The following is a 17,743-nucleotide window of genomic DNA, read 5'->3' as shown; positions in this document are numbered from 1 at the left end:
TCTGTGCATTCTTTTGACCTTCACCTTTATGAAGAAACACTTCGTACTCATGTTTTAAATACTCTTCGTATTTTGCTTTAAGTCTGCGAGGATTTCCGGGTAATGAGAAAACCCATTTATCGGGATCTATTGCATTAACAGCTTCGCTAATATTTTTCCAAATCTCAGTTGGTTTTCTACCAAATGTTTTAGATTTCTTTAAACGGTCATTAAGTACCATTCGAATGGCATTTAAAATAATAGCATTGGTTGCTTTTATTCTTTGATCTTCTAGTGATATAGATTTCCCGCAAGGTTTTCTGTGTTCAGCAAAAAATCTTATTGCTTTTACATCGGGTATAATGTAACTTTCTAACTTATTGCGAACCACAACTTCTTTAGGTTCTCCCAATCCTTCTTTGCAGACTTTCTTAAAATCTACTCCTTGATGTACCGGTAGATCATGAAAACTTACAAAAGGTTCATTACCTGGTCCGCGTCCTTCCTTGGTACGGATTAATTTCCCTCGTTTGCATAGATTTTGATAATTGTTATAAGTAATCAATGCCCAATCTTCATAAAGAAGCCTGGCAGGTATTGAGAGTATGTTATTATGATATTCGTACATAACTTAAACGTTCTTTAAATGGTCTTTTTTTGTTCCCGCCCGGTACTCGAAACCGGGAGTGTGCCACTCGGGAGGAATTACTATATTTACAGTCTCACTTATAAATTATAGTAATTATGATGAAACGTTTTGCCTTTTATGAATACAACCATTTGTATTTCACGGAACAGTCGAAAGACGAAAATGATTTAAGAAACCAAAAATTTAATCAGGAGATTTCCAATATGCAAACCCAGTACCCTTCGGTTGTGGTTCGTAAGATTGTTCTCGCAGTCGACAAACACGGCTGTTTTCCATTTCCTTTATTTGAAACTTCCCAACCTGATGCAGTTCCGTTAATGAAGAAAATCTTTGATGAAGATTTAGAGCTTTTCCCTCTTGAATTATATCAGGAATTTCAAGGGACAAATCGTCATTTGGAGCAAGTTTTACAATTAGACCCAGATGAAATTCCGATACGAATGATCTAATTTGAATTAAATCCAAGTTAATTCCCTTTGATTCAATTTCTATCGCTTCTATATCGCCTACATAACCGTTAGCGTTATTTCCACTTAGCAATGATTGTCCCTCTTGATTTTGAATATCAAAGGCGATAACTAATCTTTGTTTCATACAGTGACATTATTAGCTTCTGTCAATAACAACTCTTTTGCACGAGCTCGAACCTTCTTTGCGAGCTCAGAGTTGTTGTAATAGTCAAGTGCTGTTTTTACGTTTTGTTTACTTGTCTTAAATTCTTTTGCCATTTGAGTTTTAAACTCGGGAGCGATTCTTATTTTCATATCTTTGCGTTTTATACTATGTTTTGAAAGCGTGTTTTGAAACTTGTATTTTGTATTTTGTTTTACAAATATAGAAAATATATTTTCTATAAAACAAACAATCGATAATATATTTACGATGATAAAGAAAAGAATTATTCAACTACTTGAATATAAAGGGATTGCCAAAGAAGAGTTTTACAAAAAAATAGGTGTTACATCTGCAAATTTCAGAGGAAAAGCAAGTGAAACTCCTGTTAATTCAAAAACCATCGAAAATATATTATCGGAGATTTCAGATTTAAATTTAGAGTGGCTACTAACAGGTAAAGGATCTATATTAAAAGAAAATGTTTTGAATGATACATCTTCACAATATGGACGTGAAGAAAAAAATCTAATTCCTTTATACGATGGTGTTGTAACAGCGGGTATGCAGGAAACTGCAATACTAGACCCAACCCAACAACCCGCAGAAATGATCGATGCAGGAGATTGGTTCCGGGATGCCACCGCTGCAATGCGTGTTCATGGAGATAGCATGTACCCAGAATATAAATCAGGAAGTATCGCAGCATTGAGGGAGGTAAAAAATAAGCGACTGGTTGTGTATGGTCAGGATTATTTATTAGAAACATCAGAATACAGGGTTATTAAACGACTTCAAAAAAGTGATTTACCACAGAATTGGCTGGCTTGTTCCGTAAATGAAGAAAAATATGAGAGTTCCGGGCGTTTGATCCATGAGCCATTCGATGTACATATCGATGATGTAACAAGACTCTATCAAGTGTTAGGTAATGTAAAGAGAAACCAAAGCAGTATTGTAATTCACACAAGTAAAGCCCATAAAAATACGTAATACGATTGATTATTAATGACTTAACTCATTACTTTGTTATTTTTTAATGTATTTACATCCTCTAACTCAACGTATTTTTTTATATATAATGCTATATTTATGTTTTTTAAATATACTTTCGAGTGATTATATTACAGTTTTTTGACCATGTATTTGACCATCTATTTGACTACCTAAAGTTTTTTAACCTAATTATCTTTTTTTGTTTAGTTTGATTTTTAAGTATAAAAAAAGCCTGCCATGATTGGCAAGCTTTATTATAAAATAGTGGATTTATGGCTTGAAAACGTTGCTTTCACGTATATTTATACTAATTGTGGTAGTTCGTGTCTTATACGTGTAATTAAGACTATTTAACCGGTATATAAATTGTACATAATGGTACTAAAGTGTACAATTTAAATTATTCCTTTTCTCGACCTTTTTTTATGTTAAGCCTTGATTTTAGTGAGTTTTTCGACCTTTTTTTATTAGTTACTTATGTACATTTTATTTAATAGCCTATAATTAGGCAGTCCGGAATCCTGACCTGTTTTATCATTGATATAAAATGGAAGATTACCCGTATATTGATAAAATGGGAGCCCCAAGGACGTAAAGCCCCAATCACCAATACCATTACTTTTGACAGCAGTAAATGGCAAAATTAAAATTAACAGAAGTATTGTTTTTTTTAACATGGTTTTATTTTTGGTTAGTAATAGACTATTTGTATATAACGCCTATATTCAAAAAAGAGAATTGTTTGCTAGGCAAAATCTATTATAAAAATTCCGCATATCGGCTTTTAAGCAAATTCATCATATATACATTAATTTCCCATTGATTGGAAACCGGCATAGTTGAAAAGGGAATTGTCTGCATATAAGGCACTGGTCCAAATTCCGGAGTAATGGTTAAAAATTCTGCTGCGTCATCCACTCTTTCCTTTACAATTTGATCCCACCATTTCAGATGAGCTGAAACTGCAATTTGCCATTCAGGAGCCTTTGGGTCATTAACCTGAGGTCCTTCCGTATGGCCAACTCTGGCATGAATATGAATGGCTCTTGAAATAGCGAGATTAACCGCATCTTCCTGCTGCTCCAATAAACTCTCAGAAACGACGCACCAATGCGAAAAATCGGCCGTTATTTTTGCCTGTTGATTTTCTTGTAGCAAATTCTTTGCGATATGTGCAGCAAATAAGGCTTTATTGCGATGGGTCTCGTGTGACAAGGGTATTCCTGATTTTTGGCTAATCTGATCGGCAATTTGAAAGAGATTTTGGTTTTGCGACGCTGAAAATAATCTTTTCCGGTTTGTGAAACAATCAGTATGGGCTTTAATTCGATTATATTTTCTAAATGCTTTTCAAAATTATCCTTATGCACTTCAAATTCACTTTCAAATGATTGGTAATATTGCCCTATTAATTCCAGTCCTTCACTTTTTAAAGCATCCTTTATCTCAAGTTTCTGCTTTTCTTCTAATGGTATTGAAGCTTCAATTCCATCAAAACCAGCGGCCCTCACCTTTTGTACGAATTCCTTCCATGGCAAATTTTCAGAACCCCATCTTGGACAAAAGAATTTTATTTTCATCTTCATTTTTATATAGCTTTTCTCAAAAAGACAAAGTCGATTTTTAACCTCTTGGAATTAAGCAATTGAATTTAATTAATTTTTAAATTATATTTTTTAAATATTAAACCTGATTTTCCCATCCCGACTCTTTTAAAGCAGGATCATTTTCTTTTTTTAAAAAATCAGCAGACGATAAGGACTCATGATCCCAATTCAATATAGCTTCATCAGGAACAACATCTACTGGTATTTTCCAGGATTCAGACGTTTCCTTGTAAGCAATGTTGGACTGCAGCGTATAACAGGATATTAAAGACCATCTAGGATAATCTGAAAAATTTGCTTCTGAGCGGTGCACTAGATTACTATGAAAAAAAAGGGCATCGCCCGGCTGCAGCTCCGCATAAACCAATTCCATTGTTTTAAGAGCATTATCAACCATCTGCATATCAGCACCAACTTGTTCGCCTGTAAAACCATGATTAATCCTGCCCATCTTGTGAGATTCACTGATAACCTGCAGACAGCCGTTTTCTTTATTTGCCGGAGTCAATGCTATAAGTACACTCATCATTTGTTCAGGAAACATAAACTGATTTTTATACCAGTATCCATAATCCTGATGCCACTCCCATGCACCTCCCACTTTTGGCTCTTTCTGCATAAGTTTAGAGTGGTAATGGCAAACCGGAGCGCTATTCCCTAGAATCTGACTTACGGCTTTTACAACTTTATTGGAACGGGTGAGGTAGCCAAAAACATCATTTCCAGGTGTAAACCACAGGGAAAGTTTAGTTTTCTTTCCGGATTGATCGTTTAAGTCAAGTGCATTTTTAGACATCGCCTGATCATTCAGGGCGGTCTGGTATAGCAGGTCGATTTCTTCCCTGCTGCAGAAGTTCTTTACTATAATAAATCCCTTATCCTGATATTCCTTTATCTGCTGTTCTGATATTTCATTTCTCATGTTACATTTTTTGCTAAGATAGGCCAGCAGCACCGCCAAATTCTACCAGTAATCTATTCAAAACTGATGGTTTTCTAACATTTTTTGCACTTGAAAATAGTTTCTTCTATATTTGAGTTACTAAACAATCAATAATGAAACCTGTTTTAGATTATCTGGTTAAAAATTTGGACGAATCCTTTGCTACAAGATTATTCGACTACAATTATTTCCCAACTCCCTGGCATTTCCATCCGGAGTATGAATTAGTTCTGGTAGTGGAAAGCACCGGCAAAAGGATCATTGGGGACCACATTAGTGAATTTGGCCCCGGAAATCTTGTATTAATAGGACCTGATTTACCACATCTCTATCGGAATACTCCCGAATTTTATTTACCTAACACTGACCTAAAGGCTAAATCAATTGTGGTCCATTTTGATCACAAAACTTTTGGTGATGGATTTCTTTCTCTGCCTGAAAGTAAAAACCTCAATCATCTTTTAATTAAATCATCAAAGGGAATAAATATAACCGGCAGAACAAATACACTTATAACCAGCATGCTTTTTGAGGTGCTGGAATTAAATGGTATGGCAAGATGGCTTAAACTTTTGGAAATTCTAAACTGTATAGCCGAATCAGATCATTTAGAATTAATTACTACTAATTTTATAGTTGGAAGAAATGGGGTGGAATCCGAACGGATGAAAAAAGTATTACATTTTGTTTACCAGAATTTTAAGCAAGACATTACAATTGGAACTGTAGCCGGAATTGCTAATATGGCCAATAACTCATTTTCCAGATACTTTAGTCAAAGAACCCGTCAGTCCTTTACCAGTTTTTTAAATGAAATAAGACTTGCGTATGCTACAACACAGTTGATCGAAACACAAAGAAGTGTATTGGAAATAAGTCTGGATAGTGGATTTAATAATTTATCGAATTTCAATTCACAATTTAAAATGCGCTATCAACAGAGTCCTTTAAATTTTAGAAAAAATTATTTGCACACCCATGGAAGTTTTTTTTGAATCTAATACTGCTTAATGAAAATATCATAATTAGATATTTAATGATTCAAGCCATGCAAAGGAATCCGGATTTTAACTCTTAATTTATTTTAATTCACTTTCAGAAAAAGTAACAGGATTGATGCCATCAGCTTTTTAAACCTTATGGCCAGAGGAAAATGTTCAATAATCGGAATTAAGAACAATTTTATAGGATCAACCCTCTCAAAATAATTTTCAACCCAATATATTTACGCTATATTTTCTCAAAGCATTTTTGTAGGTCCATTTAATAAAAGTGTTAATCCAAAATGAATGACTGTCTAAACAATATGTTTTTTGCTTTACACGAGACTAAATCACTCTCAAAACAACCTATCATTAATTTTAAAAAAATACAACCCCCAAACCTAACTTTATGAAAATAAGAATTATTATTACCTATTTTAGTGTCATACCAAAACGTATATTAGATCTTACACTTTTTTTTTGTTTATTATTACTTTCCTGCAGCGCGTTTTCTCAGGCCCAGCAAAATTATCATGTCTCTCCCACGGGTTCCAACTCCTACGAAGGTACATTTGACAGGCCGCTGCAAACTATCGAAGAGGCTGTAAAAAGAGTTAAACCTGGTGGTACTGTTTTTTTACTCAATGGTACCTACAGGACAGACAATTACAAACCAGTAATGGATATAAACATTGCAGGAACATCTGGAAAGTACATTACTTTTAAATCATATCCCGGTCACTCCCCAATTGTATCAGGCGGAGAGGAAGCTTTCAACGCTACTGTTATTGATGGTTCTTATATTATAATAGAAGGCTTAGAGTTTATAGGTGATAATCATAAACTTGATTTAGCAGGCGCCACTAAAGCTTTTGAAGACACACGCGATAAAATTGCACCAGCTAAGGGCAAATATAATACAAATGCTATATCGATAGGCAAAGAAAGTACTGCCCATCACATAATTATCCGTAATTGTAAAGTCCATGATTTTCCTGCCGGAGGAATTGGAGTTGGATCCGCAGATTACATTACTATTGAAAATAATATGGTTTATAATAACTCCTGGTACACTATGTACGCAACGAGCGGTATCAGTATTTTAGGTCCAAAACCTATTGATATTGAAACTAGCTATAAGTTATTTGTTAGAGGAAATATCTGCTATAATAATAAAACTCAGGTACCATGGCTTTCAGATAATAGTATCAAAACGGGCATATACAAATTATCAGATGGTAACGGAATCATAATAGATGTAAATAATGGAGACCAGGAAACTCCAGTATATACAGGGCGAACACTCGTTGAAAATAACATATCATACAACAATGGCGGAAGTGGTATACATTCTTTCCACGCCAATCATGTTGACATCATAAACAATACAGCATATCACAATGGTAATGTTGTAGGCTATCCGGAAATTTTTGGATCAGACGCGGCCGATGTAAAAATTTACAACAATATTATGTATGCCCGCTCAGGAGGGGATTGCAATTCAGACGATGATACGGCAATTTATAATTACAATCTCTACTTCAATGGTCGTGCATTCCGAAAAGGAAATGCAGATCTTATTGGAAATCCGGAGTTTATAAAATTAGCATTTGATGGCACTGCTGATTTTAGTCTCAAAAATAATAGTCCTGCTATAAATTCGGGCAATACTACTAGTGGACAGCATAGCGTTAAAGATATTTTAGGAATCGAACGTACATCAGCAGGAAGATCAGACAGAGGTGCCTATGAATTTCAGGGTACACCAGCGGCTGGAATCACTATTACCCCTGCTATACAAAATCTTTATCAGGATGCACTTGATATAGAATGGAGCTCAGAGGTTAGTTTCGGTGGAACTCACAATCTTGCTTATGGCGATAACACAAAAGAAGGATCCAGGTCAATTCAATTTAATTATACCAATCCTTACGGAGCGCTTTCTCTCGCAAGAACAGACGTCCTTCCTACAGCGAATGTAGCCTCTTTTAAGTTTTGGGTCTACAGTACAACAGCGCGTAAAATGAAGTTCAAAACACAATCCGATTATACTACTGGTCCATCTACAGAGATTTCTTTTAGCACTGAGGCCAATACGTGGAAAGAGATTACTATTAGCCTTGCTCAATTAGGAAACCCTACACTCATTAAAAGGATTTTCTTTAGTGCCGATAATTTCACCGGAGAAGTACTTTTTGATAATATACGCTTTATACCTTTATCCTCTTCAATTGGTGCAGAAACAACGTTGAGTGTCGCAGATCTTGAGCCATTAAGCCAGGAAGATGACAATATACTTGTTTTTCCTAATCCGGCAAATGATGTGCTTGAGATACAATTAAATTCATCAATAGAAGAGCATGCCAGTATTGAACTTGTATCAGCTTCTTCACAAATAGTGCATAAGAGTTATTATAAAAAAGATACTTCCAGCAAAATTGACGTAAATAACCTTGCAACTGGTATTTATTTTCTGAGGGTTAGTGACGGAATACAAACTATTGCAAAAAAAATTATGATCCGGTAAACTTATTTCATTGATAAAATGAAATTTTACAATTGCGACAATTGGAAATAATAAAATGGCTGTTTTTTTGAACAGCCGTTTTTTTTATTTTAGCATAGTATATAACAGCGATTTTCAGAAAAATCAAACAGAATCAAATGGTACGAGAGATATTAAAAATAAAATCAATTGATCACCTGCACCAGCTTATGGGACTGGCGAAACCTTTGCATCCCTATATAAGTCTAATTAATGCCTCAAAATTTGAAATTGGCAAGCAATGGCTCAATGTAAAAATGACATCCGAACTCTATTGTATTTCGTTAAAAGATGCAGCCTGTGGCATGCATTATGGACGTAACATCTATGATTTTAGCGAAGGAGTTCTGATGTTTACAGGACCTCATCAGGTTTATTCTCTACAAAAAGAACAAAAAAAAGATGAAGTGCAAGGCTGGATGCTTTTCTTTCACCCCGATCTTTTAAGAAACACGCCTTTGGAAAAGACCATAGACAGCTTCTCTTTTTTTTCTTATGATCTGCATGAGGCACTTCACTTAAGTGAGAAAGAAGAGCAAACTATTACGCAATGTGTCAATATGATTCAAGAGGAGATAGGAGAAAACATAGATTATCACACACAAAAATTAATTGTTAACTGTATTGAAATGCTTTTGAATTTTTGCTCCAGATATTATGATCGGCAGTTTGGCAGTAGAAATAAACAAAATTCAGATATCCTTTCCAGAATTGAACAATTATTAAAAACCTATTATCAATCAGGTTTACTCACCCAGCATGGAATCCCTAGTGTTGGCTATCTTGCCGAAAAAATGAACATGTCTGCTCACTATTTAAGTGATCTTCTTAAGAAGGAAACCGGACGAAGTGCCTTAGAGCATATCAATGATTTTATAATTGATAAAGCTAAAAAAATTTTATTGGCCTCACCAGATAATATAAGTGAGATTGCCTATTCATTGGGGTTTAACTATCCACACTATTTCAGCAGGCTGTTTAAAACAAAGACCGGAATGTCTCCCATACAATACAGAACCATGAACTAAGTTTAGCACTTAGCTGTAGTATTTTAAAAATCTTCTTTGATCGGGAAATAGTGTTTGGATTCCTGCATTTTGTGTTCCGTGTTTTTTATTTATATATGGAAATTTGCAAGCAAAATAATTTAGCCCAAAGCACATAAATATGAAAAATACAGCATTAATTACTGGCGCAAGCAGTGGAATTGGAAGGGAGCTGGCAAGAATACACGCCGCAAACAAAGGGGATCTGATTATAGTGGCACGCACAAAAGAAAAGCTGGAAATCCTTAAGGACGAACTACAAAAAAAACACGGGATAAAAGTACTGGTAATAACAAAAGATCTTACACAGCGCAATGCTGTTCAGGAAATATATCAGGAAGTAACCGCCTTAGACATCAAAGTAAAATATCTTATCAATAACGCAGGTTTTGGCGGACATGGTAAATTTCATGAAAGGAAATGGGAAAGCGATTTACAGATGATACAGGTAAATATCCTGGCCCTCACAGCCCTTACCCGATATTTCCTGCCTGGTTTTGTAAAGAGAAATGACGGAAAAATATTAAACGTATCCTCGACGGCCTGCTTTATACCGGGACCCTTACAGGCCGTTTATTACGCATCAAAAGCGTATGTAACATCTTTTAGCTATGCTTTATCAGAAGAACTTAGTGATACGGCAATTACAGTTACAGCCCTAATGCCAGGAGCAACAGAAACAGAATTTGCCAAAACTTCGGGCATGGACAGAACAGAGCTGTTCAACAAGACGGCCCAGCCCCAAGAGGTGGCACTTGCCGGTTATAATGCAATGCTGGATGGAAAACTCGATATTGTAGCAGGACTTACCCCGATGCAAAAAGTTATGATTGCTGCAATTCCTTTTATGCCTAAAAAAGCAATGCTTAAACAGGTTCGAAAAATGCAGGAATTGAACAAATAAGACTATTAAAATAAACCTTTTAGGCTTGTTTAAAAAAAATTCTTAGTGTTACCACTTCTTGATTTAAGACGAGTACTTAATTTACCAATAGTTATAGATGAAAATCATTTTTTTATTTATTGTGGCCCTATCAGTAATTTTAAAAAAATCCATAGGGATTGAATTCGACGAGGTTTTTATCTGATTTAGACCAAAGAGAATACTTGTCTTAAGTTAGAAGTTTCTATAACTAAATTAACTTTAAGCTTATACGAATTGTTTTAAATTTTTACCTTCCTGACGGAGTTTTAGCAAAGAGCGATGTAAAAGATTAATAGCGGATTGGTAATTAACATCTAATATGACGGCTATTTGCTCTACGCTAAGACTTTGATGGTAACGCAAATACAAAGCTTCTTTCTGGCGACTTGGCAAATTATTCACTAACAGGTTTAATTTTTTTACCCTTATAGCACTCTCGCTATCGAAAATTAATTCATTTTCAATCCTGAAGTCTAAGTAAAAGCTAACAGAATCAATAGAGACCGTCTTTTTAAAAAATTGATCTCTTTTATGAAGCCTGGCAATTCTCTTTCGCACACTTGCTAAAACATAAGCCTTTACAATTACTTCCCTGCTTAAGGAATTTCTATAGATCCAGATATCTACAAAGACATCCTGAATACAATCTTGTACCTTATCATGATCTGACAGTAACGATTTTCCATAGCTTATCGCTATAGGAAAATATTTTTTAAACAGTAGCGAATAGGATGTCTCATCACCTGCTATCATACTTTTCCAAAGAAAATTATCATTGCTATCTTTGCTCACATTTATTACCTTAATTTTCAAAATAAAAGTTTTTGGTAAATAATTTTAAAAATTATTTACATTAATACTATTTAATTAACAGCAGGACAACTACAATCATATCGTTCTTTTTTACAGAACAGATTAATACCTAATGTAAGCTGATGATAGGCTCCAGAATCAAATTTTACATCTCCCATTACCTGTGAATAGGTATAAGAGAACATGAAGTTCTTATAATTCACCCCGGCAATTGGCGTAAAGTATTGTATATCAGGAGAAGCATTTGAGATGGCCGTACTGGCTTTGCCGCCATCAAGACTTCTTCTGTAAGACAAACCAGCCCACATACTGCCAAAATCCATATTCTTATAAGTCTTAAGATTAATATCAATATATTTCTCTTTGGTTTGATCATACAGCTGAAAAAGCACCGAAGGTTCCCATGTAAAATTTTCTCTTTGTCCAAAAACGTAGCCTGCGCTAAGTAAAAACTTCCTTACGTTATCACTCTCATAATCCGTATAAAGTTCCTTTCTTGTCTCCAATGCCCCCTGAACAGTGGCATGGGCATAGAAATCCATATAATTGTAGGACGCACCTACATCAACATTAAAATAATTATCACTTTGAATAGAACCAAAAACCGTAGGATCAAAACTATCGGTAAACAGGGTTTCATCGAGCTGGTTCTGTATCATCCCTCCACTAATACCAAAGGAGACCTGATTCAAATCGATTTCATCTCTGGAAAACATAATATGATGCGCATAAGTAAGCTTCACCCCTTTTTGCGAGTGATAGCCATTCTTATCATTAAATACAATAATTCCGGCACCTGATCGCTCTGCTATTCTGCCGTTAAAACTTAAGGTCTGAAGCGAGGGAGCATCCTCCTGACCCAGCCATTGCTTTCTGGCCGTTAATCTAATCTTACTACAATTTGATGCCCCAGCCATTGAGGGATGTATCAGGTAATAATTATCAGATAAATAATCAAAATAAACAGGTATTCCCTCCTGTCCGTAAGTACAGCTATAGCTAAAAGCCATAAAAAACGCAATCAGAATATTTGTTTTGGACTTTATATATATAAGGCGAGAATAATTCATAGTGTATAGGTTAATTGATGCTTTTATTTAATAGATTTCTCGTTGATCTTTACTTTTATTTATCTTTTTAAGGAAAAATGCGATTTAAAGATCTTGTCTGTATTATTTTCTTTGTAATGTACCACAAACCAATAATCACTTGAGGGAAGCATATGACCATTGTAAGTTCCGTCCCAGCCTGATCCTGAAGGTGTAATTTCAGAAATAAGCTTGCCATATCGGTCAAAAATGGTAATGACAGCACTTTTTTGATCCCGCAAATCAAATATGTTCCAGACATCGTTAAATCCATCCCCGTTAGGGGTAAAAAATTTAGGATAGTTAATTAGTAGTATATCCTCTGTAATTTCTCCACAATTATTGCTCTCTCGCACTGTTATTGATCGAATGCCCGAGGGAATATGGTCAAAAACATTACTGTCCTGATAATTTCCATCATCTATTCGGTATTGGTAATTTCCTTGTGGTTTAACATTTATAGTAACAGTCATTGGACTCGAAAAATAATCCGGCACAGCAACTTCAATGCTTTTTGGAGGAAAAGATGCAGTAATTTGCGTAGCAACAGGTTTAGATTTACACCCTGTAAGCGTACTGGTAACTATAACTGCATAGTTACCAATTGAAGTTGCCTGATAACTATCAGAAGTTGCGCCAGATATTATACTATAAATGTCATTTGTTACGGTGAACCATTCAAAACTATATGTCGCAGCCGACATTCCGGTAGTAATGGTATACGGAGAAACCAAGGTGTTGCTGTCGCTGTCAACACAAATAGTGCCTTTTTCAGGTAAGACTGGCACTGGAGCAGCATCTACAAGCACCTCAATAGCAGCACGGGGGCCTTCACAACCATTGTTCTGGCTAACATAATACGTCACTATGCCTGCTTTATTAGTGTCGGGAACAGGTGCATTAGGCACTCCGCTCCCACCGGTAGATGAAGTATACCATAATAAATTTAGCCCTGTGGCGGTAAGTGGAACTGAAATTTCATCCTGACAATACAAAACAGGAGAAGAAATTGCTGGCGCTGAGGGAGTAAGGGATATTATAACTTCTATCGCTGCTCTTGAACCTTCGCAACCATTAACACTCTGGCTAACATAATAATACACTGATCCAACAGTCGATGTATTGGGAGTGGGTGCGACGTTGCTTCCAACCCCGCCTGCTGCTGCGCTATACCATAATAAATTGGTTCCTGTGGCAGTTAATGGATTAGCCGCATTATTTTGGCAATACCTTACAGGAGTGGTAACAACAGGAGCCACCGGAAGAGGCCGAACCGTAACGGTTATAGAAGCCTTTGCACTTTCACAACCATTTATGGTCTGGCTTACGTAATAAGTAGCGCTGCCTGCCGTTGCTGTAACTGGAACGGGAGCCACAGGACTTCCTGAACCAGCCGAGGGTACTGTGTACCAAAGTAAGTTTGTTCCCGTTGCTGTTAATGCACTAGCAGCTGCATCTTTGCAATAAACTACAGTAGAGACAACTGTTGGCGATGGGGATGCAATAACCTTTAAAGTGATGAAATTTCCTGTGCTAAAACAAGCTGAATTGAGCTGATTCTCAACTCTTACATAGATATTCTGCAAGTTTGGAGAATCGGTATTTCTAAAGCTGGCAATATTGGCAATAGCGTTTGTTTCTGCATCTGCATCACTCTGGCTTGTATAATACGTAATAAAATGTAGTTGGCCGGGAAATAAATTTTCAATTTCTGCAGTTACACTACTAAAATCAAAAGTGCTGATTCCATCTGTTTTAGTACCTGAAATATCATCATCACAAGTGCTAAATTCTCTTCTGAATAAAGCTGGGATTTTGGTATAAGCAACATTTAAAGTTACCTGCGAGATATTAAAGCACCCGCCATTATTTGTTCTGGCGTAAATCTCTATATCTCTGAATGGCGTTTTATTGGAATAAGCACTTACTGCTGAAATCATATTGGTACCCAATTGGGCATCTGCCAATGTTTCAAAAAAATCAATAGTTTCGCTTAAATAATTAGTTGAAATAGCAGGTTTTGCATCTGCTAAATTAAAAAGAGCAAAACCGTCATTGTCAGTATCGCAGATATACAATTGGGTATTATTTACAACGGGGATAGCTGTTACTTCAATGGTAAAGAAAGCCGGGACAAAACAATCAGCATTATCCTGATTATAGATTTTGGCATGAATCGTTTGAGTTTTAGATACGTTGGGATAAGCTGAAGGATTATTAATTAAAGTTGTAAGGGCTGCATCTGAGTAAAAAGAAACCACATAGTTTGTGCCCGGCTTTGTAATTTGTGTACTTAACAATTCCTTAGTTCTTTGCGTTAAATCAAAAAGCACAAGTCCATCTGTTGCAGTGCCTACCGAGGTATTATCACATTGTATAAGTTTTGAGACCGCAGTGGGTCCCGCTCCTGGAGAATCAAAAACATCAATATCAAAAGTGGTAAAAGCTTTGCACAAGGGATTGCTGGTGTTGGTTACCTCAGCATATATCGTTTGGCTCTGATAAGCCACTAAATTGGTATACTTTGTTGGATCTGTTATACTGATATTAGCCGCATATCTGGCCGCATTCTCAAAATAGCGTATAGTACATTTTGCAGGATCCTGACCGTTTAATATTTGAGCACTATTGAGGGTCAAATCAAATCTAAAGAGTCCATTATTATTGTTATCACAAACCTGGATCAAGCTCCTGTTTACCGGGGTGGTAGCAGTCGTTTTAAATATCTCAACGGTAGCAATCAAATCGGGTACAATATTGGTTGCATAAGTACCTACAACATTAGTAGCTCTTACGGTATAAACTCCCGGTGCACTGGTATTAAACTGATGGTTTATTTTATTGTTATTAAGCACCGTCTGAGGTGGACTACCATCACCAAAATCCCAGGTTACAGTGGTAATATCCTGATCAGCAATCAATTCAAATTCTGTCAGATCACCTAAACAGGTTTTTTCAAAATAGATTGTTGGATCAAAAAAGATAGATTGATTAAATGTTGGCAATCCTCCATATGAAATAGTCCCCAAATCAAGTCCATTTATGTTTAAGTTAGCAGCTGCACCAAGCTCATTGGGGTTATTGATGATACCTAAAAATGGATCCGTAAAGGTCGCGATATAGATCTTTTTGTCCGGTGCCAGCTGCAAGGCAGCAATTCTTTGCTTTGTCGGACTATCAAATAAAGCTACTCGTGATGCAGCTACATTGGAGGCCGTTAAATCAAATTGATATAATTTTCCAAATTTATTTAATGTTGCGTATAAAACTTTACCATTGGGCGAGAATTCCAGTCCGTACAATCCGTATTGATTGCTCATTAATGTTTGAGCATTGGAGAGTGTTCCACTTACATTATTGAAATCAAATAACTGCAAGCTTCCCTGATTGGTGGCCTGATCGCCATAATTACAAACCGCAACCTTTGTACCGTCAGGTGAAAACTTCATGTATCCTAAGGTATTTTCAACATTTAGCACGCCGGGGGTTACAAAATTCGTACTGGTCACAATGTCCCCTATATTGCTTGTTACCGCGCCCGACAGACCTGCCGAAGTTAATAATCTGGCTTCAAATGTATTAGTATTCCAGAGATGGGTCAATACCCAAAAACCAGTTTTATCGGAATTTTTGACAATAGATATTTTCTCGCACATAGGTGCTTTTACAAACACATTTCTTGTAGTTACGGCTCCAAGCCCACCAGCAAGGCTCATATCGACAATAGAATACGACAAGCCGTGCGGCTTTGCCTCGGCATCAATGGTAAAAATATAAAACTCTGTTGTTGAACCCGGTTTTGGAACTATGGTAGCGGATTGAGTTGTAGAGGGATCTCCCCACAACCCTGTTCCATTTAACATCACAGTATGATTTTTATTGTATACGGTAATTCCGTCTGTGTAGAATAAAAGTTCTCCGGCAGCATTACTAATAGTAGCATTACCTTCAAAAGTCTGCAATTGTCCGTCAGTTTTAACGATTGGGGCACCACTGTTAAAATCCAACCCTGCATTTAGGCCAAAGTACCAAAAATTGGCCTCACCCTGTGCCAAACAGTTTAGACTAAGAAACAAAAAAAACGTTATAAAATACTTCATATTATTAATAAATTAATATACTATTGACACAAATTTAACATTAATCACCTTGGTAGTTGTAACGCAAAATGGCTGTATTTGTATAGATTCAGGATTTAGAACTAAATTAATAACCTGCTGTAGTCTGCATATTATCAAGAGATCTAACATTAATAAGCTTTGTTAAGTTAATTCTTATAATGAGTTACAAACGATACTGTTTTCTTTAATAACAAAAATTTGCACAACCAACTTTAGATGTTCAACTAAATTTTTTACTTATTAATAATGTAGAAATTCATTTAAAAAAAATCCGGCCTATTTTAATAGACCGGACTTAACAAATTCGACTTAGGGGCAAAAAAGTATAAAACAAAGTATTCGCCAGCCGGTCATGAATCCAGCTGGTTTATTTTAAAATTTACTTTAGTAAAGTCCATTTAGGTTACCGTTGAAATTTAGCTCCACATTAGATCCTTTATTAAACTTAGCAGTAGCTTTGAAAGAAAAAGGAGCATTTTTTGTACTTGGCAAAGCGCTATTAAAAGTTAATGTTGCTTCCTCCTTGCTTGTGATAACTGCTCCTGTACTATCAGTTATTAATAACTCTATTTTAGGCAAAATAATGTTGGAAGAACTAGGAGCCAATATCTCACCTGCTGCACTTAGTGGAACAAGGAATGTCAGGCTGATCGTATTGGAAGGTAAAGTAGCTTTAATAGCAGAGTAATCTGCAGTGCTATTGTAGGCAACCAGTCTGAAAACGGCATGAGTAGCCGTTGCGGAACCATCTGCTGCTGCCTTAGCGATAAACTCTATGGCAGAATTTGAAACGGCATAATTCTTACCTCCTGTAAAGATAGAATTCTCAACAGCGACAACCTCTTTCACTGTAACAGTGATCTCATTGCTGGTCAAGGTTCCGTTTTTAGCTACAATTTTGTAAGTCCCTGCAACTGTCGCAGTAAAGGTTGCTCCTGAAATACTAGTACCATTTGCTGTAAAAGTACTTGAGGATGTTACATCCTGAGTAAGGTCATTTAATACCTTTAATGTTACAGCGCTTCCTAGATCTACAGTAGTTGCAGTCGAGCTTAGCACAATTGAGGTTGCAACGGCATTAACTGTCACAACAACTTCGTTGCTGACAATTCCGTCTTTTTTAGCGGTAATCTTATAGCTACCGGCAGTTTTAGGGGTAAATACTTTACTCTCTAAAGTAATGCCGTTTGCAGTAAAAACAGCCGTTGATGTAATATCCTGTTTTAAATCATCAATTGCTGTTAAAGTTACCGACTTGCCCAGATCAATAGAAGGGGCACTAGAAGTTAAAACAATGGCGCTCGCTTTAGGGGAATCTTCATCGTTACTGCACGAAACGGATATCAGGGAACTGCCAATTAAAAGGAAAAAGAATAATTTTTTCATAAAAATAAATATTAAGATTAAAGTTGGGTTAAATATTGGTTATTATAATT

Annotated in this window: 14 protein-coding genes and 1 pseudogene; 6 read left to right on the top strand and 9 right to left on the bottom strand. The window is 36.0% G+C overall.

The genetic code is table 11. The annotated features are described in order from the left end of the window. Positions 1-607 (bottom strand): annotated as a pseudogene (locus KHA90_RS22510) (hypothetical protein); the annotation flags it as partial. Between the two features lie 116 nt (positions 608-723). Between KHA90_RS22510 and KHA90_RS22505 the strand changes: the two are divergent. Further along, the gene (locus tag KHA90_RS22505; RefSeq protein WP_213306989.1) at positions 724-1,077 is read left to right on the top strand and encodes a hypothetical protein; all 354 of its coding nucleotides are present in this window, start codon (positions 724-726) and stop codon (positions 1,075-1,077) included. A gap of 141 nt (positions 1,078-1,218) precedes the next feature. Here KHA90_RS22505 and KHA90_RS22500 read toward each other — a convergent pair whose 3' ends face one another. After that, entirely contained in the window at positions 1,219-1,392 is a 174-nt protein-coding gene (locus KHA90_RS22500; protein ID WP_213306987.1) for a hypothetical protein, read from the bottom strand. Positions 1,393-1,510: 118 nt separating this feature from the next. Here KHA90_RS22500 and KHA90_RS22495 point away from each other — a divergent pair, with 118 nt between their 5' ends. Then, positions 1,511-2,233, top strand: coding sequence for a S24 family peptidase (locus tag KHA90_RS22495; RefSeq protein WP_213306985.1), 723 nt, complete (start codon positions 1,511-1,513; stop codon positions 2,231-2,233). Between the two features lie 762 nt (positions 2,234-2,995). Here KHA90_RS22495 and KHA90_RS22490 read toward each other — a convergent pair. The 3 genes from KHA90_RS22490 to KHA90_RS22480 form a co-directional block, all read right to left on the bottom strand. Beyond that, complete coding sequence (locus tag KHA90_RS22490) at positions 2,996-3,394, bottom strand: hypothetical protein (RefSeq protein ID WP_213306982.1); 399 nt, start codon at positions 3,392-3,394, stop codon at positions 2,996-2,998. Further along, positions 3,364-3,816 carry a hypothetical protein gene (locus KHA90_RS22485; protein WP_213306979.1) on the bottom strand — a complete coding sequence of 151 codons (453 nt, stop codon included), beginning with the start codon at positions 3,814-3,816 and terminating at the stop codon, positions 3,364-3,366. Before KHA90_RS22485 ends, KHA90_RS22490 begins: the two co-directional genes overlap by 31 nt. Positions 3,817-3,919: 103 nt before the next feature. Then, a complete protein-coding gene (locus tag KHA90_RS22480; protein ID WP_213306976.1) occupies positions 3,920-4,765 on the bottom strand; it encodes a phytanoyl-CoA dioxygenase family protein in 846 nt (281 codons plus the stop codon). Positions 4,766-4,899: 134 nt separating this feature from the next. Here KHA90_RS22480 and KHA90_RS22475 point away from each other — a divergent pair, with 134 nt between their 5' ends. The 4 genes from KHA90_RS22475 (at position 4,900) to KHA90_RS22460 (ending at position 10,264) form a co-directional block, all read left to right on the top strand. After that, positions 4,900-5,781, top strand: a complete 882-nt coding sequence (locus tag KHA90_RS22475) for an AraC family transcriptional regulator (protein ID WP_213306973.1) — start codon at positions 4,900-4,902, stop codon at positions 5,779-5,781. 397 nt (positions 5,782-6,178) lie between these two features. Next, positions 6,179-8,296 (top strand): T9SS type A sorting domain-containing protein, encoded by a 2,118-nt coding sequence (locus KHA90_RS22470; RefSeq protein ID WP_213306970.1) that lies wholly within the window; start codon positions 6,179-6,181, stop codon positions 8,294-8,296. A 137-nt stretch (positions 8,297-8,433) separates the two neighbouring features. Next, positions 8,434-9,342, top strand: a complete 909-nt coding sequence (locus KHA90_RS22465; RefSeq protein ID WP_213306967.1) for a helix-turn-helix domain-containing protein — start codon at positions 8,434-8,436, stop codon at positions 9,340-9,342. Positions 9,343-9,481: 139 nt separating this feature from the next. Beyond that, entirely contained in the window at positions 9,482-10,264 is a 783-nt protein-coding gene (locus KHA90_RS22460) for an SDR family NAD(P)-dependent oxidoreductase (protein ID WP_213306964.1), read from the top strand. A gap of 246 nt (positions 10,265-10,510) precedes the next feature. Here KHA90_RS22460 and KHA90_RS22455 read toward each other — a convergent pair whose 3' ends face one another. From KHA90_RS22455 to KHA90_RS22440, 4 genes are all read right to left on the bottom strand, one after another. After that, positions 10,511-11,098, bottom strand: a complete 588-nt coding sequence (locus tag KHA90_RS22455; RefSeq protein ID WP_244860537.1) for an RNA polymerase sigma factor — start codon at positions 11,096-11,098, stop codon at positions 10,511-10,513. 50 nt (positions 11,099-11,148) lie between these two features. Then, on the bottom strand, positions 11,149-12,144 hold the full coding sequence (locus KHA90_RS22450; RefSeq protein WP_317197413.1) for a PorP/SprF family type IX secretion system membrane protein: 996 nt from the start codon (positions 12,142-12,144) through the stop codon (positions 11,149-11,151). An 83-nt stretch (positions 12,145-12,227) separates the two neighbouring features. Beyond that, on the bottom strand, positions 12,228-16,193 hold the full coding sequence (locus KHA90_RS22445) for a T9SS type B sorting domain-containing protein (protein WP_213306958.1): 3,966 nt from the start codon (positions 16,191-16,193) through the stop codon (positions 12,228-12,230). Between the two features lie 498 nt (positions 16,194-16,691). After that, the gene (locus KHA90_RS22440; protein ID WP_213306955.1) at positions 16,692-17,693 is read right to left on the bottom strand and encodes a hypothetical protein; all 1,002 of its coding nucleotides are present in this window, start codon (positions 17,691-17,693) and stop codon (positions 16,692-16,694) included. Positions 17,694-17,743 lie beyond the last annotated feature (50 nt).

Source organism: Flavobacterium psychroterrae, from assembly GCF_018380615.1.
GTDB classification, from domain to species: domain Bacteria; phylum Bacteroidota; class Bacteroidia; order Flavobacteriales; family Flavobacteriaceae; genus Flavobacterium; species Flavobacterium psychroterrae.
This window is presented reverse-complemented; position numbering and strand designations above follow the sequence as displayed.

Coding starts and splice junctions, on each gene's coding strand:
- KHA90_RS22505 (WP_213306989.1), top strand. CDS start 724: ATGATGAAACGTTTTGCCTTTTATGAATACAACCATTTGTATTTCACG.
- KHA90_RS22500 (WP_213306987.1), bottom strand. CDS start 1,392: ATGAAAATAAGAATCGCTCCCGAGTTTAAAACTCAAATGGCAAAAGAA.
- KHA90_RS22495 (WP_213306985.1), top strand. CDS start 1,511: ATGATAAAGAAAAGAATTATTCAACTACTTGAATATAAAGGGATTGCC.
- KHA90_RS22485 (WP_213306979.1), bottom strand. CDS start 3,816: ATGAAAATAAAATTCTTTTGTCCAAGATGGGGTTCTGAAAATTTGCCA.
- KHA90_RS22480 (WP_213306976.1), bottom strand. CDS start 4,765: ATGAGAAATGAAATATCAGAACAGCAGATAAAGGAATATCAGGATAAG.
- KHA90_RS22475 (WP_213306973.1), top strand. CDS start 4,900: ATGAAACCTGTTTTAGATTATCTGGTTAAAAATTTGGACGAATCCTTT.
- KHA90_RS22470 (WP_213306970.1), top strand. CDS start 6,179: ATGAAAATAAGAATTATTATTACCTATTTTAGTGTCATACCAAAACGT.
- KHA90_RS22465 (WP_213306967.1), top strand. CDS start 8,434: ATGGTACGAGAGATATTAAAAATAAAATCAATTGATCACCTGCACCAG.
- KHA90_RS22460 (WP_213306964.1), top strand. CDS start 9,482: ATGAAAAATACAGCATTAATTACTGGCGCAAGCAGTGGAATTGGAAGG.
- KHA90_RS22440 (WP_213306955.1), bottom strand. CDS start 17,693: ATGAAAAAATTATTCTTTTTCCTTTTAATTGGCAGTTCCCTGATATCC.